The following is a 26118-nucleotide window of genomic DNA, read 5'->3' on the forward strand; positions in this document are numbered from 1 at the left end:
CAGGATTGCCATAAATCCTTGAGAATATTTGTCTGATATATCGCGTACTTTTCTCTGCCTCTACAGCAGAGCATTTGTAGCATAGGCACTCCCGCTGCCTGAAACAGCGGGAGAAAAGATTACTTTTGAATCAAATAACGAATGGTCGGCCCGTCTTGCTGGATATCCAGTACGGTATAGCCGTGATTACGCGCATCCAGCGGAATATTGTTAATTGACTGCGGGCAATCGCTGACCACTTCGAGGATCTCACCTTTCTTTAACTGCGGCATCGCCTCAAGAGTAGCGACCGCCGGATAAGGGCAGGGTTCGCCCACCATATCTAGACGGTAATCAGGTACGATATTTTTCATGCGATCTCCTTAGCAGTCTGCGGCGCCGCACGGCGGAAGAAGCGTTTCTCCCAGCCGATAACCAACATTAACGCAGCGAACAGCATCAAATATGTCACCAGCAGGCCGCCCATTGGGCCAAAGGTTTTCAGCAGGTTGATTTTGTCCCAGTCGGTTGCCAGCGCCGGGGCGAAATCATCCCAGTAATAAGCCAGAATCGTCGAGCCGATAACGTTGCCCAGGCCAACCCACCAGTAGTGCACCTGGCCTTCCACCGCGCGGTACATCCAGCCAGTTTCACAGCCGCCTGCCAGAACAATACCAAAACCAAACAGTAACCCACCAATGACAGCGTTCGGACCCGCCCACATTATTTTCGGTTCTACGCCTAACTGTACATAACTGAAAATACCGATGGCACTCACCGCCATACCGATAATGATCGCTTTCGCCATATGGGTTCGTCCGGTGATCCACATATCGCGGAACGCCGAGGTAAAGCAGATTTGCGCGCGTTCAATCAGTAAGCCAAAGCCGACGCCAAATAGCATAGCTAACCCCAGCTTCGGTTGATTCATTGCTGTCAGCAGCGCCCAGCCCAGCATACCGAAAAATACCAGCATACCGAGGCGGAAGCGACGCCGTGCCTGATCCGGTTTTTGTGTTAGCGGTGATGCGGCAGAGACTTTCTGCATTTTTACCGGGATGCGGAACATCGGCAGTAGGGTAAAGCGCGCACCAAACCATGAGCCGATGGCGGTGGCGATAGCAAAGAACCAGGCGTGCAACGAGAACTGCGGAATACCGGTGAAGAACGCAGCCAGGTTACAGCCCATCGCCAGACGTGCGCCGAAACCGGCGATAATACCGCCAATAATGGCCTGCATAATGCGGATACGGCTGCGCGGCATACGTAATTTAACGTTGTTGGCCCACAGAGCAGCGGCAAAACAGCCGCCAAACATACCCAGAATCATCATTCCGTCGATGCGGGTTAATGGCGATCCTTCCAGATGGATTATTTTAAAATAACCCCACTCTTCAGCATGGACGCCAAACAGTTGCAGGAGCTGACCGCCCCAGCGGGTAAATTCACCCGTAACTGCCCAAAAGGTGCCGGTGATGCCAAAATAATAAGTGGAGAGAATACCCGCCGCGATGACTGCGGGGATGGGGGCCCAGAATTTAATCAACCAGGCTTGCTTGAATTGCTGCCATGACATGTATGTAGCCTCTGAACTCAGAAGGTTTGTAACAAGAGCTGCGAATCATACACCATGTAAATTTATTTTCGGGTCAATAATTCACAAAAATAATGGTTAGATCAAATTTCACCTTGGGTCTGGAAAGGCTGGCAGCATCAAGGCATTAATGCCACAATCTTCTTTTCTTCTCATGCAGGATGAATGATGAAAAAACTCGCAATTGCAGGCGCACTTATGCTGCTGGCTGGCTGTGCCGAAGTTGAAAATTATAACAATGTTGTGAAAGCACCCGCGCCAGAGTGGCTGGCAGGCTACTGGCAGACCAAAGGGCCACAACGTGCTCTGGTCAGCCCTGAAGCGATAGGTAGCCTGATTGTTACTAAACAGGGGGATACGCTGGATTGTCGTCAGTGGCAGCGGGTGATTGCTTTACCGGGTAAGTTGACGCTGATATCGGATGATCTCACTAACGTTACGGTCAAACGTGAGCTATATGAAATTGAACGTGACGGTAACACCATCGAATATGACGGCATGACGATGGAACGCGTGAGTCGTCCGACGGCTGAATGTGCTGCCGTGCTGGAAAAAGCGCCGTTGCCGACGCCACTGCCGTAATGAAATCCCCCTGGCGCTGGGGGATTTTCATGTCAAAAAAAGTGCCCGATGCGCAAGCTTATCGGGCCTAAAACGGTAACGCCCCCGCAATAACGATGAGTGTATTGCCAGCGATCGGTTTTAAATCACCTCTTCGATAACCCACACACTGACGCTACCGCCGTTGCAAAAGAAGGTCGCTTCGCCATTTTCATCGGTTACTACGCTCTTTTGTCGATTACCCAGAAAGTCGCGCCAGGTTTTATTGCCGTAATTCTCCCCCAGATTAATGGTTTTTTCGCCATCGTCGCCGTTTGACATGACCACCACGCAGCCAGGATATTCGTCAGTACCGCTGCGACTAAACGCAATACAGTTCGGATGGTCGAAAAATAACGTCTGTACTCCGTGGGCGAAACGCTGGCGGGCGAGAATCAACTCATCAAGCTGTTCGATTATCGGCATATCTATCGGATAAGTTTGTCCGTCACCGCCGACATCTTCGTAATGAGCACCGTACAAATCAGGGTAGAACACGGAAGGGACGCCATTTTCCCGCAGCAAAATCAGGGCATAAGCCAGCGGTTTAAACCACGGTTCAACCGGCGCTTCAAGGGCTTGTAACGGTTGGGTGTCGTGATTGGCGACCAGCGTAACAGCATGGAAAGGATCGGCTTCCACCAGCGTACCGGTGAAAATCTGCGTCATGTCGTAGTCGCGCCCCATGCGTGATGCTTCGTGAAATTTCATCTGTAGCGGCGCATCAAACAGCATGGTTTTGCCTTCAACTTGATCAATATACGTTTGCAGCTTATCAACTTCGCGCGACCAGTATTCCGCCACAATAAATAGCGGCTTTGGCGCGACTTCCTGCACGTGTTCGATCCACTCTTTATAAAACCAGGCCGGAATATGTTTTACTGCGTCGAGACGAAAACCGTCGCATTGCGTTTGCTCCATCACCCAGCGCGCCCAGTATTTGAGCTCTTCCGTAACGGCATGGTTGCGAAAATCGATATTTTCACCCATCAGATAGTCAAAATTACCAAGCTCATCATCAACCTGGTCGTTCCAGCCTTCGCCGGTGTAGTCGTTGACGATTTTAAAGATACCGTCTTCGTTTGGGTTTTCGATATGGTCGATACCGCTAAAACATTTGAAATCCCAGATAAACTGCGAGTATTGCCCGCCACGAGCGGGAAAGGTGTAACGCGTCCAGCCTTCGCACTCAATGATTTCATCATCAATTTGCGTGCGATCGTCAGCATTGACGCGCTGTACGCGAATGGCTTCTTTTTCATCTGCGCCCATTTTGTGGTTGACGACCACGTCCAGCAGTACCGCAATGTCATTGCGTTTGAGTGCATCAATGGCGGCCAGTAGTTGTGCTTTATCGCCATATTTGGTGGGGATGCTGCCTTTTTGATCAAACTCGCCTAAATCAAATAAATCGTAGGAGTCGTAGCCGACCGAATACCCGCCCGATGCGCCTTTATAGGCTGGTGGCAGCCAGATCATATTGATACCAATATCATTAAAACCGTCGGCGCGCTCGGCCAGTTCAGGCCAGAGCTTGCCGCCTTCCGGGTAATACCAGTGAAAACATTGCAACAGCGTGGGATTACGCATTCTTCGACTCCACTCAAGGGGAACATTAGAAGCGTAGCCGTAATCGGATTATTCGCGAGCCATCATCTTTTTAAGCGTCAAAAGAGGTTTTCCTGCGGCGCCAGCACGTAGCCCCCCTGATCACCGTAGGCGCTTAACACAGATTTTTGCATTGATGACTGACCGACCAGTTTCGCCAGTTCATCCATCCGAATCTGCAATAACTGTTTTACTTTGTTTTCGTTTTCCAGAACGAGGCGCAGCAGCGGTCTGAGTTGCTCCTGTATCATGGCAGAGGGTTCCGTTTCTTCCGTTAGGTGTGCGATCTTTTGCACCGCATTGACATATTCCATTTCGCTGGCGATGAGTTCATTCCATCGTCCTTCTGTCGCCAGGCGTAACATGAGTTGGCTTTTTTCGACGAGTTGTTGCCAGGCAAAATACAAGTGCGGTGCGTGGTTCATCAGACAGGATCCTGAATCAAAGAAGGGGAGAGTAAAGACTCTTTCCAGGCATCGGCAAGGTTACGCATCAACGTTTCCACTTCTTCGACTGCGGAGACATCGTTGCGTAAATTGGCTTGCAGCAAACGCCTGATCATATAGCTATACAGGGCTATCAAATTCTGGGTTAATTCGTCCTGGCTTTCTTCGTCAAGACCGATCCTCAGCCCGTTATCAATAATGCTGATCGCTTTTGACAAAGAGACGCCTTTTCCTTCCTGATTGTTGTCCTGCATAAACAGGCGTGCTCTTACCAGTGCACTCAACACGCCGTCAAACAGCATGGTGACCAATTGTTGTTGGCTGGCGCTCATTACGGCGCTTTCGACGCCAATTTGGGCATAGGCCTGGGTGCCTTTTGCGCTGTACATAGTCTCTCCTGAAGATTATTTCGAGCTGCTATTTGAGGTATCGAACTGCTGTGTCAGATAGCTACTGGTGGAGTTCAGCGAGTTCATTAACACATCTAATTGGGTAAACTGGGCTTTATAGCGCGCCATTAAGGTATCGATACGTTCACTGGCTGCGTTGTACTGATCAGTCAAATTGTTCAGCGTTTTGCTGACGCCATCTTTTGCTGCCTGGATTATCCCGGTGGAGGAGAGCCAACTGGTCAGATTGCTGCTAATGCCGGTGGTTACCCCTGTACTTTTACCGTCACCAATAAACATTTCACCGACGCCAGCGGCATCTTTCTTCAGCGCCGTTTGCAGCTTGTCGGTCGCGATTTCCAGCTTGCCGGTACTGGCATCGCTGGTAATGCCAATCTGTGCCAGCGTTTTATAGTTTGAACTGCTGTGGGTATTGGCGAGCAAGGTTTTAAGCTGAGTCTGGATGGTACGCAGTGTGGAGTCGCCGAGTAATGCGCCATTGCTGGAGTCCTGACTTTCTGCGCCGGCATCGACGGCGGTGTATTTGGTTAAGCTGCTGAACGTATCCTGCAATGTGTTATAGGCATCCACCCACGCTTTAACCGCATTTTCAGCTTTTGATGTGTCTTTACTGATGGTCAGTGTCTGATTACCGGTAGTGACGTCATTCAGGTTGAGGGTGATATCTTCCAGCGCGTCACTGATAGTGTTACTGCTGTTTTCAATCTCAACGTTATTGACCGTCAGTTTGGCGTTTTGCGCGGTGACGCTTTCAATCATGCCATTGCTGCTATCACCTGAAGTTCCGTTGTAACCCATAAAACTTTCCAGGGCGCTGTCGCCGCTGACGCTAAGTTTCATCGCGTTATCGCTGCCCGTATCGTTAGCGGTGATGGACAGACGATACTCGCCGTTACCTACATTGATAATACTGGCGCTGACGCCAGCTTTGGCGTTGTTAATGGCATCGCGAATACCGGAAAGTGACGAGTTAGCCGCGCTGATATCAATCGTGACCGGATCTTTACCGCCGCCTTGCTGGATGGTCAGTACGCTATCGCTGGTGGCGATGGCGGCTTTACTGTCTTTTTGACTGTTTTTGGTGGTCAGCGTCTGTGCCTGCGCCAGTTGGCTGACGCTAATGGTGTATTTCCCGGCAATCGCGCTGCCCGTAGTGGTGGCGCTGAAAGCCGATGAACTGCTGGTGGTTGAGGTGGCGGTAAATAAATCGGCTTTATTCAGTGCTGTGTTGGCTGTCTGGAAACTCTCCAGTGCGCTTTTCAGCGTCCCGTAGGCGCTCAGTTTCGCGGTGTAAGAGCTTTGCTGTTTTGATATCGGCGTCAGGGTAGATTTTTCTGCCGCCTCCAGACTGTCGAGGATGCTGCTTAAGTCCAGCCCCGACCCAACCCCAAGCGTTGAAATACTAGCCATATTGATTCCTTAATCATGCGACATGTAGAACGAATACCGGGGTTATCGGCGTAAGCGGGGCAAAGTTTACGATTTATTTTTTGGCTTAATGACACGAACAGCAACGAGGAAGGGGAGTATTTCGACCGCTAGAAAAAAATTCTAAAGGTTGTGAGAGACCAGACGATAACAGGGTTGACGGCGACGAAGCCGAAGGGTGGAAGCCCGATACTTAAACCGTAGAGCTAAAAAACAGGAATAAAAATTATGGCACAAGTCATTAACACCAACAGCCTCTCGCTGATCACTCAGAACAACATCAACAAAAATCAGTCTGCGCTGTCGACTTCTATCGAGCGCCTCTCTTCTGGTCTGCGTATTAACAGCGCGAAAGATGACGCCGCAGGTCAGGCGATTGCTAACCGCTTTACCTCTAACATTAAAGGTCTGACTCAGGCCGCGCGTAACGCCAACGACGGTATTTCTCTGGCGCAGACCGCAGAAGGCGCACTGTCTGAAATCAACAACAACTTGCAACGTGTGCGTGAGTTGACCGTTCAGGCGACGACCGGCACTAACTCTGATTCTGACCTGTCTTCTATTCAGGACGAAATCAAATCCCGTCTGGATGAAATTGACCGCGTTTCCGGTCAGACCCAGTTCAACGGCGTGAACGTGCTGGCAAAAAATGGTTCGATGAAGATTCAGGTTGGCGCGAATGATGGGCAGACCATCTCTATCGACTTGCAGAAAATTGATTCTTCTGCCCTTGGTTTAAGTGGTTTTAGCGTTGCCGGCGGGGCGCTGAAATTAAGCGATACAGTGACACAGGTTGGTGATGGTTCAGCCGCGCCAGTTAAAGTGGATCTGGATGCAGCAGCAACAGATATTGGTACTGCTTTGGGGCAAAAGATTAGCGCCAGTTCTTTAACGTTGCACAATATCTTAGACAAAGATGGTGCGGCAACTAAGAACTATGTTGTGAGCTATGGTAGTGATAATTACGCTGCTTCGGTTGCAACTGATGGAAGCATAACTCTTAATAAAGCGGATATTACTTATTCTGGCGGTGATATTACCGGTGCTACCAAAAATGATACTTTGATTAAAGTTGCTGCTAATTCTGACGGAGAGGCCGTTGGTTTCGCAACCGTTCAGGGTAAGAATTATGAAATTACAAAAGGGGCGGATAATCAGGCTACACCTGCAAATATTACTCAGGCTATAGATCTGGATACGGATACTGAATTTGCGGGTGCTTCCACTTCTGATCCACTGGCACTTTTAGACAAAGCCATTGCACAGGTTGATACTTTCCGCTCCTCCCTCGGTGCCGTTCAAAACCGTCTGGATTCTGCGGTCACTAACCTGAACAACACCACCACCAACCTGTCTGAAGCGCAGTCCCGTATTCAGGACGCCGACTATGCGACCGAAGTGTCTAACATGTCGAAAGCGCAGATCATCCAGCAGGCGGGTAACTCTGTGCTGTCTAAAGCTAACCAGGTGCCGCAGCAAGTTCTGTCTCTGCTGCAGGGCTAATCGTCGTAATATAACGACAGCAAACGCCAAATTGCCTGATGCGCTGCGCTTATCATGCCTAAAAGGTGAATCGCAATTAATAAATTTGCATATTCGCGTAGGTCGGATAAGGCGTTTACGCCGCATCCGGCAAGATGAGGCTGACGTTGTCAGCTATCTTAACCCCGTTCCGGCGGGGTTATTCTGCTCGTTATTTACCGATTACCTCAAATAACCCTTATTTCACCCATTAATCGTCCGATTAAAAAACCTGCAGAAACGGATAATTATGCCGATTATTTATATAACGCAGGGCTGTTTATCGTGAAATCACTCTATACCGCTGAAGGTGTAATGGATAAACATTCGCTGTGGCAGCGTTATATCCCGCTGGTGCGTCACGAAGCATTGCGCCTGCAGGTTCGACTGCCCGCGAGTGTAGAACTTGACGATCTGCTACAGGCAGGCGGCATTGGATTACTTAATGCTGTTGAACGTTATGATGCCCTGCAAGGAACGGCATTTACAACTTACGCAGTGCAGCGTATCCGTGGTGCTATGCTGGATGAACTTCGCAGCCGTGACTGGGTGCCGCGCAGCGTGCGACGCAATGCACGTGAAGTGGCGCAGGCAATAGGGCAACTGGAGCAGGAGCTTGGCCGCAATGCCACAGAAACTGAAGTGGCAGAACGTTTAGGGATTGAAATCGCCGACTATCGACAAATGTTGCTTGATACGAATAACAGCCAACTTTTCTCCTATGATGAGTGGCGCGAAGAGCACGGTGATAGCATTGAACTGGTTACTGACGATCATCAGCGGGATAACCCATTGCAGCAATTACTGGACGGTAATTTGCGTCAGCGGGTGATGGAAGCCATCGAAATGTTACCGGAGCGCGAACAGTTGGTATTAACGCTCTATTACCAGGAAGAGCTTAATCTCAAAGAGATTGGCGCAGTGCTGGAAGTCGGTGAATCTCGGGTCAGTCAGTTACATAGCCAGGCTATTAAACGGTTACGCACCAAACTGGGTAAGTTATAACTTAGGTAAATGCCGCACATTAATTTTGAATACCAGGAGTTCTTAATAATGGTGCAGCACCAGAAAAGGCGGCCATTAAGCCGCTATCTTAAAGACTTTAAACATAGCCAGACTCATTGCGCATATTGCCGTAAATTACTCGATCGTATTACTCTCGTGCGCGATGGCAAGATAGTGAATAAAATAGCGATATCTCGCCTTGATACGCTGCTTGATGAAAATGGCTGGTTTGAGGAACAAAAATCATGGGCGGCATTATGCCGTTTCTGCGGCGATTTACATTGCAAAACCCAGAGTGATTTTTTTGATATTATCGGCTTTAAACAGTTTCTCTTTGATCATACTGAAATGAGCCCCGGCACTGTGCGTGAATATGTGGTACGTCTACGTCGTTTGGGTAATTATTTAAGCGAACACGATATTTCCTCCGACCTGCTGCAGGATGGTTTTCTTGATGAAAACCTGGCTCCCTGGCTGCCCACCACCAGCACCAATAATTATCGCATCGCATTACGTAAGTACCAGTGCTACCAGATGCAAACCCGTGGTGACCTTACGCAGAAATCCCCCAGCCTGTCAGCTTCTGATATATATTAAATAAGAATAAGATGTAGCAGAGTTGTTTTTGTGTCTTCGAACAATGGCTCTACACTGCAAACCAACATAACAACATTCGGGGTGAATATGAAATTAGTACATCTGGGACGTCAGGCGCTGATGGGGGTTATGGCCGTGGCACTGGTTGCGGGTATGAGCGTGAAAAGTTTTGCCGACGAAGGTCTGCTCAATAAAGTGAAAGAGCGGGGCACTTTGCTGGTGGGACTGGAAGGGACTTACCCGCCGTTTAGCTTTCAGGGCGATGACGGTAAATTGACCGGTTTTGAGGTGGAATTTGCGCAACAACTGGCAAAACATCTGGGCGTGGAAGCCGCATTAAAACCGACAAAGTGGGACGGTATGCTGGCGTCACTGGATTCTAAGCGCATCGATGTGGTGATTAATCAGGTCACCATCTCTGATGAACGTAAGAAAAAATACGATTTCTCTACCCCGTACACCATTTCCGGTATTCAGGCGCTGGTGAAAAAAGGTAATGAAGGCACCATTAAAACCGCCGACGATTTGAAAGGTAAAAAAGTTGGCGTTGGTCTGGGGACTAACTATGAAGAGTGGCTGCGGCAGAATGTTCAGGGTGTTGATGTGCGTACCTATGATGATGATCCGACCAAATATCAGGATCTGCGCGTAGGTCGTATTGATGCCATTCTGGTTGATCGTCTGGCTGCGCTGGATTTGGTGAAAAAAACTAATGATACGCTGGCAGTAACCGGCGAAGCCTTCTCCCGCCAGGAGTCAGGTGTGGCGCTGCGTAAAGGTAACGAAGACCTGCTGAAAGCGGTTAACGATGCCATTGCAGAAATGCAAAAAGACGGCACTCTACAAGCTCTTTCCGAAAAATGGTTTGGTGCTGATGTGACCAAATAATCGCATAATGACAAAAAAGGGCGCTTTAATTAGCGCCTTTTTTATTTAAGCGTTTTCTGCGTGCATAATAACAATATCACAACAACACATACCGGAGGCTTTTATGCCACTGCATAATTTAACTCGTTTCCCACGGCTGGAGTTTATCGGCGCACCAACGCCGCTCGAATATCTGCCGCGTCTTTCTGATTATCTTGGGCGGGAAATTTTCATTAAACGGGATGACGTCACTCCGATGGCGATGGGCGGCAATAAATTACGCAAACTAGAGTTTCTCGCGGCAGACGCCCTGCGTGAAGGTGCCGACACTCTGATTACCGCCGGAGCGATTCAGTCTAACCACGTGCGCCAGACTGCCGCCGTCGCCGCAAAACTTGGGCTGCATTGTGTGGCGCTGCTGGAAAATCCTATCGGAACATCCGCAGAAAACTATTTAACCAACGGCAATCGCTTGTTGTTGGATCTCTTCAATACCCAGATTGAAATGTGTGACGCGCTGACCGATCCCAATGCCCAACTGGAAGAGCTGGCAACGCGAGTCGAAGCGCAAGGGTTCCGTCCGTATGTCATTCCGGTTGGAGGTTCTAATGCTTTAGGCGCGCTGGGCTATGTGGAGAGCGCGCTGGAAATCGCGCAACAGTGTGAAGGGGCGGTTAATATTTCTTCGGTGGTGGTGGCGTCGGGCAGCGCCGGAACTCACGCTGGACTGGCAGTAGGATTGGAACAACTAATGCCAGAAAGCGAACTGATTGGCGTGACCGTGTCACGTTCCGTTGCTGACCAGTTGCCAAAAGTGGTTAACCTACAACAGGCAATCGCGAAAGAACTGGAACTGAGCGCATCAGCGGAAATTTTACTCTGGGATGACTATTTTGCGCCTGGCTACGGCGTGCCGAACGACGAAGGCATGGAAGCGGTGAAACTGTTGGCGCGGCTGGAAGGCATTCTGCTTGATCCTGTGTATACCGGAAAAGCGATGGCGGGGCTGATGGATGGCATCAGTCAGAAACGCTTCAAAGACGAAGGGCCGATTCTGTTTATTCATACTGGCGGCGCGCCTGCGCTGTTCGCCTATCATCCTCACGTCTAGCCCCGGAAACGCTCATGCAAGAAAGTATACAACTGGTTATTGATTCTTTGCCGTTCCTGCTTAAAGGGGCTGGGTATACGCTGCAACTCAGCATCGGCGGCATGTTTTTTGGCTTACTGCTGGGATTCATTCTCGCGCTGATGCGCCTGTCGCCACTCTGGCTCGTGCGCTGGCTGGCGCGTTTTTACATTTCCATTTTTCGCGGTACGCCGCTCATCGCGCAACTGTTTATGATCTACTACGGCCTACCGCAGTTTGGCATTGAACTAGATCCGATTCCGTCGGCGATGATTGGCCTGTCACTGAACACCGCTGCCTATGCTGCCGAAACGCTGCGTGCCGCCATTTCATCTATTGATAAAGGTCAGTGGGAAGCCGCCGCCAGTATTGGCATGACGCCGTGGCAAACTATGCGTCGCGCAATTTTGCCGCAGGCGGCTCGGGTGGCGCTGCCGCCGCTGTCGAACAGCTTTATCAGCCTGGTAAAAGATACCTCGCTGGCAGCGACGATTCAGGTGCCGGAACTGTTTCGTCAGGCGCAGTTGATTACCTCGCGCACGCTGGAAGTTTTCACCATGTATCTGGCGGCTTCGCTCATCTACTGGATTATGGCGACAGTGTTATCGACGCTACAGAACCATTTTGAGAATCAACTTAACCGCCAGGAGAGAGAACCAAAATGAGTGCCATTGAAGTTAAAAACCTGGTGAAAAAATTCCACGGTCAGACGGTACTGCACGGTATCGATCTGGAGGTCAAAACTGGCGAAGTCGTGGCGATTATCGGCCCGAGTGGCTCCGGCAAAACCACGTTGCTACGCAGCATAAATTTGCTGGAGCAACCGGAGGCGGGGAGCATCACCGTTGGGGATATCACTATTGATACTGCGCGTTCGTTAAGCCAGCAAAAATCGCTGATTCGCCAGTTGCGCCAGCATGTCGGATTTGTCTTTCAGAATTTTAATCTGTTTCCGCATCGCACAGTGCTGGAAAACATTATTGAAGGGCCGGTGATCGTTAAAGGCGAACCGAAGGAGGAGGCCACGGCGCGCGCTCGCGAGCTGCTGGCAAAAGTTGGACTGGAAGGGAAAGAGACCAGCTATCCGCGTCGTTTGTCCGGCGGTCAACAGCAACGTGTGGCGATTGCGCGTGCGCTGGCGATGCGCCCGGAAGTCATTTTGTTTGACGAACCCACTTCGGCGCTGGACCCGGAGCTGGTGGGGGAAGTCCTGAATACCATACGCCAGTTGGCACAGGAAAAGCGCACCATGGTGATTGTGACGCACGAAATGAGCTTTGCCCGTGACGTTGCTGACCGCGCGATCTTTATGGATCAAGGGCGGATAGTAGAGCAGGGCCCTGCAAAAACCTTATTTGCCGATCCTCAGCATCCCCGTACACGCCAGTTCCTTGAGAAGTTTCTGTTGCAATAAGATAAGAAAAAATCAGCCCCGGCAGCTTTTTAGTCGGGGCGAAAACGCATTCCTGACCGCATAAATCGCTTAATAAATCAGCATAACTTATTAATAACATAAGAGAATGCTATGGCTTGCAAAAGTAATTCATTGTCTGAATAATATAAATTATATATAAATCTTATTTATGTGATAGTTTGAGTTATCAGTATAAATGATACTCACTCTCAGGGGCGTTGCGGTTAACTATGCAGGATACGGATTTTTTCAGCTGGCGTCGCACGATGTTGTTGCGTTTTCAGAGGATGGAGGCCGCAGAAGAGGTCTACCATGAAATAGAGCATCAGACTTACCAACTGGAGTTCGATTTTTATTCATTATGTGTGCGCCACCCGGTGCCATTCACGCGACCGAAAGTGGCTTTCTACACCAATTATCCGGAGTCATGGGTCAGTTATTATCAGGCCAAAAACTTTCTCGCCATTGATCCTGTGCTTAACCCTGAAAACTTCAGTCAGGGGCATTTATTGTGGAATGATGAGTTATTCAACGAAGCACAGCCGTTATGGGAAGCCGCACGTGCGCATGGTTTACGCCGTGGCGTCACTCAGTATTTAATGCTGCCGAATCGGGCGTTGGGGTTTTTGTCCTTTTCCCGTAGCAGTACGCGTGAAATACCCATTCTTAGTGATGAACTGCAATTAAAAATGCAGCTATTGGTGCGTGAAAGTCTGATGGCGTTGATACGTTTAAATGATGACATAGTGATGACGCCAGAGATGAATTTCAGCAAGCGGGAAAAAGAAATTCTGAAATGGACCGCAGAAGGTAAAACGTCAGCAGAGATAGCGATGATCCTGTCAATCTCTGAGAATACTGTCAATTTTCATCAGAAAAATATGCAGAAAAAAATCAATGCACCGAATAAGACGCAGGTTGCCTGCTACGCAGCCGCAACTGGCTTAATATGATATCTATTACATTGGGCATGAAAGATGCCAAACCGGCTGAAAGGTGCGCTTTCAGCCGGTTTTATATTACTGACGGTAGGCTTGTTTAATTTGCTTAACCGTTTTGGAAAATACCGCAGCCTGGGTTTCGTCTTCGATCAGCGCAAGCTGTTTTTCCATCTTTAACATCACGCGACCCGCGTCAGCTTGTCCCATCGCCTGCAGCATCAGCGTCAGCATCGCTTTCAGGCAGGAGACTTCATTTGCCAGTTCTTGATTATTCTCGGCAGTAGAAAAATCAGGCGTACTCATTTATTTTCCTCGTCATGTTGCAATGAAAATTTGCGGTGAAAAATGTTAAGGCGGCGGAGTATACCATAAGCTTTGCTAAAAATAGCAGTGGTTGTTTTTTGCGCACGATATCAGCAATAGTAATAAAACAGGGAATATAACGCGCAATAAATATTTTTATCATGAATGTTTTTCGCGCGTATTGTTCGGGTTAATTCATGTTACATATTCATGCCGCTGATTTTTCATTTATGCTGAATAAAGTCAATTTTTGTCACATTTCGTCGTTGGCCTTACTGCGAAACGCGCTGGCAAACCTTTGATGACGGACGTGACGATAACTCTGGACAATCGAATTTACAAAAACGAGAGAAAAATCGAATACCCACCATTTTTAACGTTTCAAAGTTGCAATAAAAACCGCTAATATACGAATGACTAACTATCAGTAGCGTTATCCCTATTTCTGGAGATATTCCTTTGATCAACGTTCTACTTGTTGATGACCACGAACTGGTGCGCGCAGGGATACGACGCATTCTGGAAGATATAAAGGGTATTAAAGTCGTCGGTGAGGCATCCTGCGGTGAAGACGCCGTTAAGTGGTGCCGGGCAAACACCGTTGACGTCGTGCTAATGGACATGAGTATGCCTGGCATTGGCGGTCTTGAGGCGACGCGTAAAATCGCTCGCTCTACAGCAGATGTCAAAATCATCATGCTTACGGTTCATACTGAAAACCCTTTACCAGCGAAAGTCATGCAGGCCGGTGCTGCGGGCTATCTCAGCAAAGGTGCGGCTCCGCAGGAAGTTGTGAGTGCGATTCGCTCTGTCTATTCGGGGCAGCGTTATATTGCTTCTGACATTGCTCAACAAATGGCATTAAGCCAGATCGAACCAGAAAAAACAGAAAGCCCATTTGCCAGTTTGTCTGAACGTGAATTGCAGATTATGCTGATGATTACCAAAGGCCAAAAGGTCAATGAGATCTCAGAACAGCTTAATCTCAGCCCGAAAACGGTGAACAGCTATCGCTACCGTATGTTCAGTAAATTAAACATTCATGGCGATGTTGAGCTGACTCACCTGGCAATTCGCCATGGTCTGTGTAATGCGGAGACATTAACAAGTCAGTGAGTGTTCAGTTTGACGCAAAAGCGTTTTTAAAAACCGTAACCAGCCAGCCTGGCGTTTATCGCATGTATGATGCTGGTGGTACGATTATCTATGTCGGCAAAGCGAAAGACCTGAAAAAACGGCTTTCCAGCTATTTCCGTAGCAACCTCGCTTCGCGCAAAACCGAAGCGTTGGTTGCCCAGATCCAGCAAATTGATGTGACGGTTACCCATACCGAAACCGAAGCTCTGCTGCTGGAACACAACTACATCAAACTCTATCAGCCGCGTTACAACGTTCTGTTACGCGATGATAAATCTTATCCTTTTATTTTTCTTAGCGGCGATACCCATCCGCGTCTGGCTATGCATCGCGGTGCAAAGCACGCCAAAGGTGAATATTTCGGCCCGTTCCCAAACGGCTATGCTGTGCGTGAAACCCTGGCGCTGCTACAAAAGATTTTCCCGATTCGCCAGTGTGAAAATAGCGTTTATCGCAACCGCTCGCGTCCGTGTCTGCAATATCAGATAGGGCGCTGTCTGGGACCGTGCGTTGAGGGTCTGGTGAGTGAAGAAGAGTACGCCCAGCAGGTAGAGTATGTGCGCCTGTTTTTATCCGGTAAGGACGATCAGGTGCTGACTCAACTGATCGGTCGCATGGAAACAGCCAGCCAGAATCTGGAGTTTGAAGAAGCGGCACGTATTCGCGACCAAATCCAGGCGGTGCGACGCGTAACCGAAAAACAGTTTGTCTCCAATACAGGTGATGACCTTGACGTTATTGGCGTCGCTTTCGATGCGGGCATGGCTTGTGTCCACGTCTTGTTTATTCGTCAGGGCAAGGTGCTCGGTAGCCGTAGTTATTTCCCGAAAGTGCCTGGCGGTACGGAGCTGGGCGAAGTGGTGGAAACCTTTGTCGGTCAGTTCTATTTACAGGGCAGCCAGATGCGCACTTTGCCGAGTGAGATCCTGCTCGACTTTAATCTTAGCGATAAAACGCTGCTCGCCGATTCCCTTTCAGAACTGGCAGGGCGCAAGATTAACGTTCAGACTAAACCGCGTGGCGATCGGGCACGTTATCTGAAGCTGGCGCGCACCAATGCGGCGACGGCCTTAACGACCAAACTTTCGCAGCAATCTACGGTTCACCAGCGTCTGACCGCGCTTGCAAGCGTGTTGAAATTGCCGGAAGTGAAGCGGATGGAGTGTTTTGACATCAGCCATACCATGGGTGAACAAACGGTCGCTTCGTGTGTGGTGTTCGATGCTAACGGCCCGCTGCGTGCGGAGTATCGGCGCTATAACATTACCGGCATTACGCCTGGTGATGATTATGCGGCAATGAATCAGGTGCTGCGTCGGCGTTACGGTAAAGCCATCGACGACAGTAAGATTCCGGACGTGATCCTGATTGATGGCGGCAAAGGCCAGCTTGCGCAGGCGAAAAATGTCTTCGCCGAGCTGGATGTCTCATGGGATAAAAACCATCCGCTGCTTCTTGGCGTGGCGAAAGGAGCCGATCGTAAGGCTGGGCTGGAAACGTTGTTCTTCGAACCTGAAGGTGAGGGCTTCAGTCTGCCGCCAGATTCACCGGCGCTGCATGTCATCCAGCATATCCGCGATGAATCACATGATCACGCGATTGGTGGGCATCGCAAAAAACGCGCAAAAGTCAAAAATACCAGCACGCTGGAAACCATCGAAGGCGTTGGACCAAAACGTCGGCAAATGTTGTTGAAATATATGGGCGGTTTGCAAGGTTTACGTAACGCCAGCGTTGAGGAAATTGCAAAAGTGCCGGGTATTTCGCAAGGTCTGGCAGAAAAGATCTTCTGGTCGTTGAAACATTGATGTCTCTGTAGCAACATAGGGGTAATCTTACTGACAACAGATAGTTACCCGTCATTATGCAATTTAATATCCCTACGTTGCTCACACTGTTCCGTGTCATCCTTATCCCATTCTTTGTATTGGTCTTTTATCTGCCTGTCACCTGGTCGCCGTTTGCTGCCGCGCTTATTTTCTGCGTTGCGGCGGTAACTGACTGGTTCGATGGTTTTCTGGCGCGTCGCTGGAATCAGAGTACCCGTTTTGGCGCTTTCCTTGATCCAGTAGCAGATAAAGTGCTGGTTGCCATTGCCATGGTGCTGGTAACTGAGCATTACCATAGCTGGTGGGTCACTTTGCCAGCGGCAACGATGATCGCCCGTGAAATTATTATTTCTGCTCTACGTGAATGGATGGCTGAACTCGGTAAACGCAGCAGTGTGGCTGTCTCCTGGATTGGTAAAGTAAAAACGACTGCCCAAATGGTGGCGCTGGCCTGGCTGTTATGGCGTCCGAACATTTGGGTTGAGTACGCTGGTATTGCACTTTTCTTTGTGGCTGCGGTACTGACTCTGTGGTCTATGTTGCAATATTTGAGCGCAGCTCGCGCAGATTTGCTTGATCAGTGATCGTTTCGGCGCAAAATTCAGCAAACGATCAAAAGTGGTGAAAAATATCGTTGACTCATCGCGTCAGGTAAGTAGAATGCAACGCATCGAACGGCGGCACTGATTGCCAGACGATAATAAAATCAAGTGATTAGCTGATTGCTTGATGAATGCGGGAATAGCTCAGTTGGTAGAGCACGACCTTGCCAAGGTCGGGGTCGCGAGTTCGAGTCTCGTTTCCCGCTCCAATTTAAAAGGCATCGGCTTAAGCGGGTGTCTGGCTGAAAGGCCTGAAGAATTTGGCGCGTTAACAAAGCGGTTATGTAGCGGATTGCAAATCCGTCTAGTCCGGTTCGACTCCGGAACGCGCCTCCACTTTTTTCCCGAGCCCGGATGGTGGAATCGGTAGACACAAGGGATTTAAAATCCCTCGGCGTTCGCGCTGTGCGGGTTCAAGTCCCGCTCCGGGTACCATGGGAAAGATAAGAATAAAATCAAAGCAATAAGCAGTGTCGTGAAACCACCTTCGGGTGGTTTTTTTGTATCTGCCACTTATCGTTATACCCCTCTTATTTTTAATCACTGGGTAATCCACTCAAAAAGTATCTCTATGCCAGACCGACATGTAAGATAGACGCTGGCGAGTCGAGATCCACAAGGAAAAGCGTATGAAAACGGGACCGTTGAACGAAAGTGAGTTGGAATGGCTGGATGATATCCTGACCAAATACAACACAGACCACGCCATCCTTGATGTAGCTGAGCTGGACGGTTTATTGACGGCGGTGTTGAGTTCTCCGCAAGAAATTGAACCAGAACAGTGGTTGGTGGCCGTCTGGGGTGGGGCGGACTATGTACCGCGCTGGGCGTCAGAAAAAGAGATGACGCGCTTTATGAACCTGGCTTTTCAACATATGGCCGATACCGCAGAGCGTCTGAACGAATTTCCTGAACAGTTTGAGCCGTTATTTGGTCTGCGAGAGGTTGATGGTAGTGAGCTGACGATTGTTGAGGAGTGGTGCTTTGGCTATATGCGTGGCGTTGCTCTCTCTGACTGGTCGGCATTGCCTGAATCCTTAAAACCGGCGCTTGAGGCGATTGCGCTGCACGGTACGGAAGAAAACTTCGAGCGAGTAGAGAAGCTGTCGCCGGAAGCGTTTGATGAGAGTGTGGATGCCATTCGACTGGCGGCACTTGATTTGCATGCTTACTGGATGGCTCATCAGCAGGAAAAGCCTGTTCAGCAACCGATAAAAGCAGAAGAAAAACCGGGTCGTAACGATCCTTGCCCGTGCGGTAGTGGTAAGAAATTTAAGCAGTGCTGCTTGCATTAAGAGGTCACATTGGGTGCCAGAGTTAATTCTGGCACCCAACAGGGATATGTGAGGCTATTTGATCATCCCACTTCTGGTAACCACCCTGCTGCAATCAAAAATTGCACTCCAATCACGCCAATACCACAGAGAAACACCAGTATCAACGCTGGACGGCCGCCTTTCACCCGATAACCTGCTTGTGGATTATGCTTTCTGCTCTGCCAGGTCAACAGGGAAGGGATAATCAACGCCAGCACAGCCAGCGCCACACCGGCGTAACCCAGCGCCATTACAAAGCCACGTGGGTAAAACAGCGCAAATGCCAGCGGTGGCAGAAAAGTAATTGCCCCGGTTTGCATTCTCCCGCCAACGCTATTTGATCGCTGAAACAGATCCGCAAGATAATCAAATAAGCCTAATGCTACGCCGAGGAAGGACGTTGCGAGGGCTAAGTCAGCAAATAAATGCACCGCCAGTTCGACATGCGGTGAGGCCACCACTTCGCGTAATGCCTGTAACAGCCCGTTTAGCCCGGCATGATTAGCCAACAATCCCATAAAGGTTGTGGAATCAATGCTGCCCAGCGTCGCCAGTTGCCAGAATATATACGCCACCAGAGGGATCGCACTACCGGTAATAAATACCCAGCGCAGCTTGCGAATGTTGCCATCCATATAACTGACGATGCTCGGTACACTACCGTGGAAGCCAAATGACGTAAAAATTACCGGGATCGCCGACAACGCAAGTCCTTGTTGTAGCGGCAGGGTTAAAAGATTCACTTTGTGAATATGCGGTAGCAGCAATACCAGCATCACCACCAGAAAAATAATTTTGGCGCTGAACAGAAAGCGGTTAAATAAATCGACCAGCGACGTCCCGACACAAACCACACCACCGGCAACAAAAGTGAACAACAACACGCCAGTGGTTGCCGACACTGGAATACCCGTCCAGTCGCTGATGCTGGAGGCCAGCAATTCACCGGCGCCGCTAATGTACGCCGCCGTCAGGGCGTACATTAAAAACATCATACTGAAGCCTGTCAGCCACTGCCCATAATGCCCCAGATAGCGTTTTGCCAGCGTGCCCAGACCGGTATCTGCGGGTACATGCTGATACACCTCCAGCAATAGCAGTGCGGTGTAACACATCAATGCCCACAGACCAACTAACAATGTCAATGTGACACTAAAACCGACGCCTGCTGCCGCCAGCGGCATTGCCAACATACCCGCGCCAATTGTGGTTCCTGCCACGATAAAAACACTTCCCAGAGTTCTGTTTTTCACGCTTTCTTCTGTCCTGACGATCTTTATGAGTGATATCTGCGGCGCAGGTTAAGGCATTCTACATTTTTCGTCAAATCGGCGTTACATTTAGTGTAAATAAAAATGTACAATAAAATGCATTCAGAACTGCGCTGGCGCAAAGCCTTGATGAGCAGCTATCGCTACGCTATGCCCTTTTTGAGGAGGAACGATGAGCTCTATTCACGGTCATGAAGTGTTAAATATGATGATTGAATCAGGCGAGCAATATACGCACGCCAGTCTGGAAGCGGCGATCAAAGCGCGTTTTGGTGAACAGGCGCGTTTTCATACCTGCTCGGCGGAAGGGATGACTGCGGGAGAACTGGTGGCGTTTCTGGCGGCGAAAGGTAAATTTATTCCCGGTGAAGAAGGGTTCTCAACCGATACAAGTAAAATTTGTCGCCACTGATATGAAACGGCGGCAGTAAATCTGCCGCCAGAGTAGATTAATTTTGCGCGTCGAGGGTAGAAAGTTCTTTATCGATGAAATAAAGACCTTCGCCGCTTTTACCGGCCAGACTTAATTTATCAATAATCGATTTGAACAATTTCTCTTCTTCATGTTGCTCAGAAACATACCATTGCAGGAAATTAAACGTTGGGTAATCCTGGTTGGTCATGGCAGCGTGAGCCAGTTCATTAATTTTCTGCGTGATTAATTGTTCATGCTTATAGGTTTCCTGGAATAATTCATCAAGTGAAGAATATTCAGCAAACGGGGATTCAACGGTATTAATACGCGGTAAGTTTCCGGTATCGGTCAGATAGTCAAACAGACGCTGCATATGCGTCATCTCTTCCTGGGCGTGTCGGCGGAGAAACGCAGCCGCGCCTTCAAAGGTATGATAGCTGCACCAGGCGCTCATTTGCTGATAAAGCAGTGAAGAGTACAGTTCCAGGTTCATCTGCTCATTGAGTTTTTCAATCATTTCTGGTTTCAGCATGATAGTGCTCCATAAAGGTTATTTTTGTTGCTGTGGCGCCACTATAATTTGTTATTTTATTATTTGCAAAAGGTAAAATATTAAATTCAATTATTAAAAATACGAATGGGAATAAAACGCATTAACGCTATTTGTGGCATTAATTAACCAGCGAAGCATCCCTCGCTGATTAAGGTCTTTATTGATAAGTCGAGGGCATTAAATTTTGGCACTGATACGACAGCGTAAATTCCGTATTCAGGCATAACGATCCCGCAAACAGACTACAGTTACTTACAGGTTGCCCAAACGCAATAGCGCGGGTAAACCCTGCGTGCTGACATGCGCGTTCCGCTATTCTTTGATTAAGATAGCTGTCAGTACGGGCGTGTTGTAAAAATGCCTGCTCATAAACGAGGCGTACAATACCGCTCGTGACATTAACCTCGCTCAATTGAGCCTGACGAGTTACGGTGCAGCCCGCTAATGTTAAAAGCGAAAAAACAAATATCAGATGTTTCATGTCACGGCCTGAAGAGGGAGAAGAAACTGGTATTGTACCCGCGCGCAGTACCAGGTTATGGACAGAAAAGACGACGGATCGGTGCTATTCCTTGCTTTTCCCAGAAGTCAGGCGCTTTATGGGGACTTTGTGGTTATCAATTTCATAACATTAAAGGGGTGTTTATGTGATACAGGTCACATAAAGATTGATTTTTGTGATGGATGTCATATTATAAGCGCAAAGACGATAACACCTGCATAACAAATGGTCGGAGTACCTCGATGAAACTACGCAAAATCCTGAAAAGCATGTTTGATAACTATTGCAAGACGTTCAAAGACGTACCGCCAGGCAATATGTTCAGATAACAAAAAAACCTGCTTCGGCAGGTTTTTTTGTGCCCTGGTGATGGCGGATGTGACTATCGCTGTGGAGGGGAAGCCGCTACTATAGCGGCTTTCAAAAAGCTATCAGGAGTTTACAATGTCCCAGCCGCTGAATGCCGATCAGGAACTGGTCTCTGATGTTGTCGCTTGCCAGTTGGTAATCAAACAAATTCTCGACGTACTCGATGTGATCGCACCTGTTGAGTTGCGTGAAAAAATGTCCAGCCAGTTGAAGAATATCGATTTTACTAACCATCCCGCCGCAGCCGATCCGGTAACGATGCGCGCTATCCAAAAAGCCATCGCGCTGATTGAACTGAAATTTACTCCGCAAGGTGAATCCCATTAAAAAAACCGCTGCTTCAAAGTATGAAGCAGCGGCTTTCTCAAAATTATTTGTATCCGGCGTATGTTTTAAAGCGCCGAACATGATTAATGTATCTGATGCGACACGACATTAAGAACATGCTGGTCGGTCTGGACAGGGCACATACCGGCAAGTTTCGCGCTGCGTACTTCATCAAGAATGGTTTGCAACAACAGACCATCGTGCTGCTGTTCTTTTTCCAGATCGCGCAGGAAATCGACGGTAGAATCATCATTCAATTCTTTAGCTTCATCGGCTAATTGTGACAGCTTGCTTGAACGCTGCTCATATTCTTCCATCGTCTTTTGGAAGAGTTCTTCCAGGGAGTTAAGCTTTTCTCCTGGTACATCGATAGCTTTAACGATGGGAGTTGCTCCGATACTTTTCATAAAGTTAAACATGCGCATCATTTGCGTCACGTTACTCTGTGCCTGGGCGCGAAGGAAAGTAGCGGTGCCATTCAGACTTTGTTCAGAACACCATTTGCTCAGGTGAAGGTAGAGATTGGATGCATAAAACTCGCGGTTCATTTGGGTGTTGAGTTTGAGAAGCATTCCAGTGGTTGCCATACCTAATATCCTTATATCCAGAAGACGTGAGGTGCAAGATGAATCAAAACACCGTAATTACTGATTGCAGAATAATTCCTTTCTGCATGTCCAAAATGTGATTGTGGAGTCAATTCTGACGATGATCTGAAATAAGCATAACGTCTGAACGGATATAAGAAAATCCTTAAATCACCAGATTTATATTTTTTTACATTTCATTGATGAGAACAATTAGTTTGCAATAATTCCTAATGCGCTGTGTTGGTATATCTTATTGATATTGAAATAAATTATTAATAACATGATGATGTTTTGATATTTTAAGATATTTTTTTAGTTATGCGATGATGCTCTCATTATAGCGTTACCCTTAATTAATAAAGGGGGTGATAATTAATGTGGAAATTGATTGTTGCAAGGATTAGAGACTTCATCCTCCTTTCACTATTCAGCGTAAATGAACAACCTCTTACCCGGTAATAATTAGATTAAAAAAAGACACTCCCAGCCTCTCAACGCATACCACAAGGATTTCCAGGCTAATGTCATGGATTATTCTGCTAATGCCTTTTTGATTTGTCAGACAATTACCGTTTCCAGTATGTCATTTCTCGCTGAATTTATGCACGTTCTCACTGTAATTCTGCTATGTGATATTGCTCTCCTATGGAGAATTAATTTCTCGCTAAAACTATGCCAACACAGTCAATTATCTTTTCGCTAAAGGTAATGCTTTGTTTTCCGATTGAATTAACAAAAGTTCTTAGTTTTTGCCCTACACAAAATGACGCTAAAGCTGGAGATAACCATGCACAAATTTACTAAAGCTCTTGCAGCCATTGGTCTGGCTGCCGTTATGTCACAATCCGCTATGGCGGAAAACCTGAAACTCGGTTTCCTGGTAAAGCAACCAGAAGAGCCGTGGTTCCAGACCGAATGGAAGTTTGCCGATAAAGCCGGGAAAGATTTAGGGTTTGACGTTATTAAGATTGCCGTGCCGGATGGCGAAAAGACGCTGAACGCCATCGACAGTCTGGCTGCCAGCGGTGCGAAAGGGTTTGTCATTTGTACGCCAGACCCGAAACTGGGTTCCGCAATTGTGGCGAAAGCACGTGGCTATGGTATGAAAGTGATTGCCGTGGATGACCAGTTTGTAAATGCCAAGGGTAAGCCGATGGATACCGTGCCGCTGGTGATGATGGCGGCGACCAAAATTGGTGAGCGTCAGGGCCAGGAACTGTATAAAGAGATGCAAAAACGTGGTTGGGACGTAAAAGAAAGTGCCGTAATGGCGATTACTGCCAACGAACTGGATACCGCTCGTCGCCGTACCACGGGCTCTATGGACGCGCTGAAAGCCGCCGGATTCCCGGAAAAACAAATATATCAGGTTCCCACCAAATCTAACGACATCCCTGGGGCATTTGACGCCGCCAACTCCATGCTGGTTCAGCATCCTGAAGTTAAACACTGGTTGATTGTCGGGATGAACGACAGCACCGTGCTGGGCGGTGTACGAGCAACAGAAGGTCAGGGCTTTAAAGCGGCGGACATCATTGGTATCGGTATCAATGGGGTGGATGCGGTGAGTGAGCTGTCCAAAGCGCAGGCTACCGGTTTCTACGGTTCACTCCTGCCAAGTCCGGACGTACATGGCTATAAATCCAGCGAAATGCTCTACAACTGGGTAGCGAAAGACGTAGAACCACCAAAATTCACTGAAGTTACCGATGTAGTTCTGATTACGCGCGACAACTTTAAAGAAGAACTGGAGAAAAAAGGTTTAGGCGGTAAGTAATCTGCCGTAAAAATTCCCCTCTGCCTTTATTGTGCAGAGGGGGTGAGAAAGACCAGTGATTCACGGAGACGTTATGCAACAGTCTACCCCGTATCTCTCATTTCGCGGCATTGGTAAAACTTTCCCCGGCGTTAAGGCGTTGACGGATATTAGTTTTGACTGCTATGCCGGTCAGGTTCATGCGTTGATGGGTGAAAATGGCGCAGGAAAATCAACACTCTTAAAAATCCTTAGCGGAAACTATGCGCCAACCACGGGTTCTGTAGTGATTAATGGACAAGAAATGTCCTTTTCCGACACGACCACTGCGCTTAACGCGGGCGTGGCGATTATTTACCAGGAACTGCATCTCGTGCCGGAAATGACCGTCGCGGAAAATATTTATCTCGGCCAGCTTCCCCATAAAGGCGGCATTGTAAATCGTTCACTGCTGAATTATGAAGCAGGTTTACAACTCAAACATTTGGGTATGGATATTGACCCGGCTACGCCGCTGAAATATCTCTCCATTGGTCAGTGGCAGATGGTTGAAATTGCCAAAGCTCTGGCGCGTAACGCCAAAATTATCGCCTTTGATGAGCCAACCAGCTCCCTGTCTGCCCGTGAAATCGACAATCTTTTCCGCGTTATTCGTGAGCTACGAGAAGAGGGGCGGGTGATCTTATACGTTTCTCACCGTATGGAAGAAATATTTGCTCTCAGCGATGCCATCACCGTCTTTAAAGATGGACGTTACGTCAAAACTTTCACCGATATGCAGCAGATTAACCACGACGTTCTGGTACAGGCGATGGTCGGTCGCGATATCGGCGATATCTACGGCTGGCAACCGCGTAGCTATGGTGAGGAGCGATTGCGCCTGGATGCAGTTAAGGCGCCAGGCGTGCGTACGCCAATAAGCCTGACCGTTCGCAGTGGTGAAATTGTTGGTCTGTTTGGTCTGGTGGGGGCTGGACGCAGCGAATTAATGAAAGGCATGTTTGGTGGTACGCAAATCACCGCCGGTCAGGTTTATATCGACCAAAAGCCGATTGATATTCGCAAGCCGGGTCACGCCATTGCCGCTGGCATGATGCTCTGTCCGGAAGATCGCAAAGCGGAAGGTATTATTCCGGTGCATTCCGTTCGTGACAATATCAACATCAGTGCCCGTCGCAAACATGTGCTTGGTGGTTGTGTGATCAATAACGGCTGGGAAGCGAATAATGCTGATCACCATATTCGTTCGCTCAATATCAAAACGCCGGGAGCGGAGCAATTAATCATGAATCTCTCCGGTGGTAATCAGCAGAAAGCCATTCTGGGGCGTTGGTTATCGGAAGAGATGAAGGTCATTTTGCTGGATGAACCTACGCGCGGTATTGATGTGGGAGCCAAGCACGAAATATATAACGTGATTTATGCGCTGGCGGCGCAGGGCGTGGCGGTGCTGTTTGCCTCCAGCGATCTGCCCGAAGTCCTCGGCGTTGCCGACCGTATTATCGTCATGCGTGAAGGTGAAATCGCGGGTGAATTGCTACACGAGCAGGCAGATGAGCGTCAGGCACTAAGCCTTGCTATGCCTAAAGTCAGCCAGGCAGTTGCCTGA

At 48.6% G+C, this 26118-nt stretch carries 30 protein-coding genes and 3 tRNA genes; 21 read left to right on the forward strand and 12 right to left on the reverse strand.

All coding sequences use genetic code 11. The features are described from left to right. Positions 1-119: 119 nt before the first annotated feature. Positions 120-353, reverse strand: coding sequence for a sulfurtransferase-like selenium metabolism protein YedF (gene yedF / locus A7098_RS10245; RefSeq protein ID WP_000790504.1), 234 nt, complete (start codon positions 351-353; stop codon positions 120-122). Further along, a complete protein-coding gene (gene yedE, locus A7098_RS10250) occupies positions 350-1555 on the reverse strand; it encodes a selenium metabolism membrane protein YedE/FdhT (protein ID WP_000118927.1) in 1206 nt (401 codons plus the stop codon). Before yedE ends, yedF begins: the two co-directional genes overlap by 4 nt. Before the next feature lie 186 nt (positions 1556-1741). On the opposite strand from yedE, the gene yedD reads away from it, so the two are divergent. Beyond that, complete coding sequence (yedD, locus tag A7098_RS10260; protein WP_105280746.1) at positions 1742-2155, forward strand: lipoprotein YedD; 414 nt, start codon at positions 1742-1744, stop codon at positions 2153-2155. 120 nt (positions 2156-2275) lie between these two features. Here the strand turns inward: yedD and amyA are convergent, their stop codons facing one another. From amyA to fliD, 4 genes are all read right to left on the reverse strand, one after another. Further along, positions 2276-3763: an alpha-amylase gene (amyA, locus tag A7098_RS10265; protein WP_105280747.1), complete on the reverse strand. Its 1488-nt coding sequence runs from the start codon at positions 3761-3763 to the stop codon at positions 2276-2278. Between the two features lie 77 nt (positions 3764-3840). Then, positions 3841-4206, reverse strand: a complete 366-nt coding sequence (fliT, locus tag A7098_RS10270; protein WP_001015044.1) for a flagella biosynthesis regulatory protein FliT — start codon at positions 4204-4206, stop codon at positions 3841-3843. Beyond that, entirely contained in the window at positions 4206-4616 is a 411-nt protein-coding gene (gene fliS / locus A7098_RS10275) for a flagellar export chaperone FliS (RefSeq protein ID WP_000286600.1), read from the reverse strand. The genes fliT and fliS overlap by 1 nt, the downstream gene beginning before the upstream one ends. 15 nt (positions 4617-4631) lie before the next feature. Then, a complete protein-coding gene (gene fliD, locus A7098_RS10280; protein WP_000146827.1) occupies positions 4632-6047 on the reverse strand; it encodes a flagellar filament capping protein FliD in 1416 nt (471 codons plus the stop codon). Between the two features lie 246 nt (positions 6048-6293). Between fliD and A7098_RS10285 the strand changes: the two genes are divergently transcribed. The 8 genes from A7098_RS10285 to sdiA all read left to right on the forward strand — a co-directional run bounded on the left by A7098_RS10285 (position 6294) and on the right by sdiA (position 13551). After that, positions 6294-7568, forward strand: a complete 1275-nt coding sequence (locus A7098_RS10285) for a FliC/FljB family flagellin (RefSeq protein ID WP_105280748.1) — start codon at positions 6294-6296, stop codon at positions 7566-7568. 303 nt (positions 7569-7871) lie between these two features. Next, positions 7872-8591, forward strand: a complete 720-nt coding sequence (fliA, locus tag A7098_RS10290) for an RNA polymerase sigma factor FliA (protein ID WP_000839543.1) — start codon at positions 7872-7874, stop codon at positions 8589-8591. A gap of 45 nt (positions 8592-8636) precedes the next feature. After that, the gene (fliZ, locus tag A7098_RS10295; RefSeq protein ID WP_024165180.1) at positions 8637-9188 is read left to right on the forward strand and encodes a flagella biosynthesis regulatory protein FliZ; all 552 of its coding nucleotides are present in this window, start codon (positions 8637-8639) and stop codon (positions 9186-9188) included. Positions 9189-9275: 87 nt separating this feature from the next. Continuing rightward, on the forward strand, positions 9276-10076 hold the full coding sequence (tcyJ, locus tag A7098_RS10300) for a cystine ABC transporter substrate-binding protein (protein ID WP_000779810.1): 801 nt from the start codon (positions 9276-9278) through the stop codon (positions 10074-10076). A 103-nt stretch (positions 10077-10179) separates the two neighbouring features. Then, a complete protein-coding gene (gene dcyD, locus A7098_RS10305; RefSeq protein WP_032225571.1) occupies positions 10180-11166 on the forward strand; it encodes a D-cysteine desulfhydrase in 987 nt (328 codons plus the stop codon). Between the two features lie 14 nt (positions 11167-11180). Continuing rightward, a complete protein-coding gene (gene tcyL / locus A7098_RS10310) occupies positions 11181-11849 on the forward strand; it encodes a cystine ABC transporter permease (protein ID WP_032225570.1) in 669 nt (222 codons plus the stop codon). Continuing rightward, positions 11846-12598, forward strand: a complete 753-nt coding sequence (gene tcyN, locus A7098_RS10315; protein WP_001273017.1) for an L-cystine ABC transporter ATP-binding protein TcyN — start codon at positions 11846-11848, stop codon at positions 12596-12598. Before tcyL ends, tcyN begins: the two co-directional genes overlap by 4 nt. A 230-nt stretch (positions 12599-12828) precedes the next feature. Next, entirely contained in the window at positions 12829-13551 is a 723-nt protein-coding gene (sdiA, locus tag A7098_RS10320) for a transcriptional regulator SdiA (protein ID WP_001154261.1), read from the forward strand. Between the two features lie 66 nt (positions 13552-13617). Here the strand turns inward: sdiA and yecF are convergent, their stop codons facing one another. Beyond that, positions 13618-13842, reverse strand: coding sequence for a DUF2594 family protein YecF (yecF, locus tag A7098_RS10325; RefSeq protein ID WP_000106474.1), 225 nt, complete (start codon positions 13840-13842; stop codon positions 13618-13620). Next, complete coding sequence (locus tag A7098_RS23715; RefSeq protein WP_032155896.1) at positions 13829-14005, reverse strand: hypothetical protein; 177 nt, start codon at positions 14003-14005, stop codon at positions 13829-13831. Before A7098_RS23715 ends, yecF begins: the two co-directional genes overlap by 14 nt. Before the next feature lie 296 nt (positions 14006-14301). On the opposite strand from A7098_RS23715, the gene uvrY reads away from it, so the two are divergent. From uvrY to yecA, 7 genes are all read left to right on the forward strand, one after another. Beyond that, positions 14302-14958 carry a UvrY/SirA/GacA family response regulator transcription factor gene (gene uvrY / locus A7098_RS10330; RefSeq protein ID WP_000611331.1) on the forward strand — a complete coding sequence of 219 codons (657 nt, stop codon included), beginning with the start codon at positions 14302-14304 and terminating at the stop codon, positions 14956-14958. Beyond that, entirely contained in the window at positions 14955-16787 is a 1833-nt protein-coding gene (uvrC, locus tag A7098_RS10335) for an excinuclease ABC subunit UvrC (protein WP_105280749.1), read from the forward strand. Before uvrY ends, uvrC begins: the two co-directional genes overlap by 4 nt. A gap of 56 nt (positions 16788-16843) precedes the next feature. Beyond that, positions 16844-17392, forward strand: a complete 549-nt coding sequence (gene pgsA, locus A7098_RS10340) for a CDP-diacylglycerol--glycerol-3-phosphate 3-phosphatidyltransferase (protein ID WP_001160187.1) — start codon at positions 16844-16846, stop codon at positions 17390-17392. A gap of 151 nt (positions 17393-17543) precedes the next feature. Then, positions 17544-17619: transfer RNA gene (locus A7098_RS10345), tRNA-Gly, on the forward strand. Between the two features lie 53 nt (positions 17620-17672). Beyond that, positions 17673-17746: transfer RNA gene (locus A7098_RS10350), tRNA-Cys, on the forward strand. 12 nt (positions 17747-17758) lie between these two features. Then, a tRNA-Leu gene (locus A7098_RS10355) sits at positions 17759-17845 on the forward strand. A gap of 194 nt (positions 17846-18039) precedes the next feature. Then, positions 18040-18705: a UPF0149 family protein YecA gene (yecA, locus tag A7098_RS10360; RefSeq protein WP_000847898.1), complete on the forward strand. Its 666-nt coding sequence runs from the start codon at positions 18040-18042 to the stop codon at positions 18703-18705. 62 nt (positions 18706-18767) lie between these two features. Here the strand turns inward: yecA and tyrP are convergent, their stop codons facing one another. Continuing rightward, the gene (tyrP, locus tag A7098_RS10365) at positions 18768-19979 is read right to left on the reverse strand and encodes a tyrosine transporter TyrP (RefSeq protein ID WP_000797587.1); all 1212 of its coding nucleotides are present in this window, start codon (positions 19977-19979) and stop codon (positions 18768-18770) included. Positions 19980-20169: 190 nt separating this feature from the next. On the opposite strand from tyrP, the gene A7098_RS10370 reads away from it, so the two are divergent. Then, positions 20170-20409: a YecH family metal-binding protein gene (locus A7098_RS10370; RefSeq protein ID WP_000094895.1), complete on the forward strand. Its 240-nt coding sequence runs from the start codon at positions 20170-20172 to the stop codon at positions 20407-20409. A 37-nt stretch (positions 20410-20446) separates the two neighbouring features. Here the strand turns inward: A7098_RS10370 and ftnA are convergent, their stop codons facing one another. Continuing rightward, positions 20447-20944 carry a non-heme ferritin gene (ftnA, locus tag A7098_RS10375; protein ID WP_000917207.1) on the reverse strand — a complete coding sequence of 166 codons (498 nt, stop codon included), beginning with the start codon at positions 20942-20944 and terminating at the stop codon, positions 20447-20449. A gap of 178 nt (positions 20945-21122) precedes the next feature. Further along, a complete protein-coding gene (gene yecR / locus A7098_RS10380; protein ID WP_105280750.1) occupies positions 21123-21446 on the reverse strand; it encodes a YecR family lipoprotein in 324 nt (107 codons plus the stop codon). Positions 21447-21709: 263 nt separating this feature from the next. Here yecR and azuC point away from each other — a divergent pair, with 263 nt between their 5' ends. Further along, on the forward strand, positions 21710-21796 hold the full coding sequence (azuC, locus tag A7098_RS10390; protein WP_077629254.1) for a stress response protein AzuC: 87 nt from the start codon (positions 21710-21712) through the stop codon (positions 21794-21796). A 115-nt stretch (positions 21797-21911) separates the two neighbouring features. Then, positions 21912-22163, forward strand: a complete 252-nt coding sequence (gene yecJ, locus A7098_RS10395) for a DUF2766 family protein YecJ (protein WP_000082114.1) — start codon at positions 21912-21914, stop codon at positions 22161-22163. Positions 22164-22246: 83 nt separating this feature from the next. Here yecJ and A7098_RS10400 read toward each other — a convergent pair whose 3' ends face one another. After that, positions 22247-22750, reverse strand: a complete 504-nt coding sequence (locus A7098_RS10400; protein WP_000246122.1) for a non-heme ferritin-like protein — start codon at positions 22748-22750, stop codon at positions 22247-22249. 790 nt (positions 22751-23540) lie between these two features. Between A7098_RS10400 and araF the strand changes: the two genes are divergently transcribed. Continuing rightward, entirely contained in the window at positions 23541-24530 is a 990-nt protein-coding gene (araF, locus tag A7098_RS10410; protein ID WP_000548667.1) for an arabinose ABC transporter substrate-binding protein AraF, read from the forward strand. 73 nt (positions 24531-24603) lie between these two features. Continuing rightward, complete coding sequence (araG, locus tag A7098_RS10415) at positions 24604-26118, forward strand: arabinose ABC transporter ATP-binding protein AraG (RefSeq protein ID WP_105280752.1); 1515 nt, start codon at positions 24604-24606, stop codon at positions 26116-26118.

The organism is Escherichia sp. MOD1-EC7011 (genome assembly GCF_002965005.1).
Classification (GTDB): domain Bacteria; phylum Pseudomonadota; class Gammaproteobacteria; order Enterobacterales; family Enterobacteriaceae; genus Escherichia; species Escherichia ruysiae.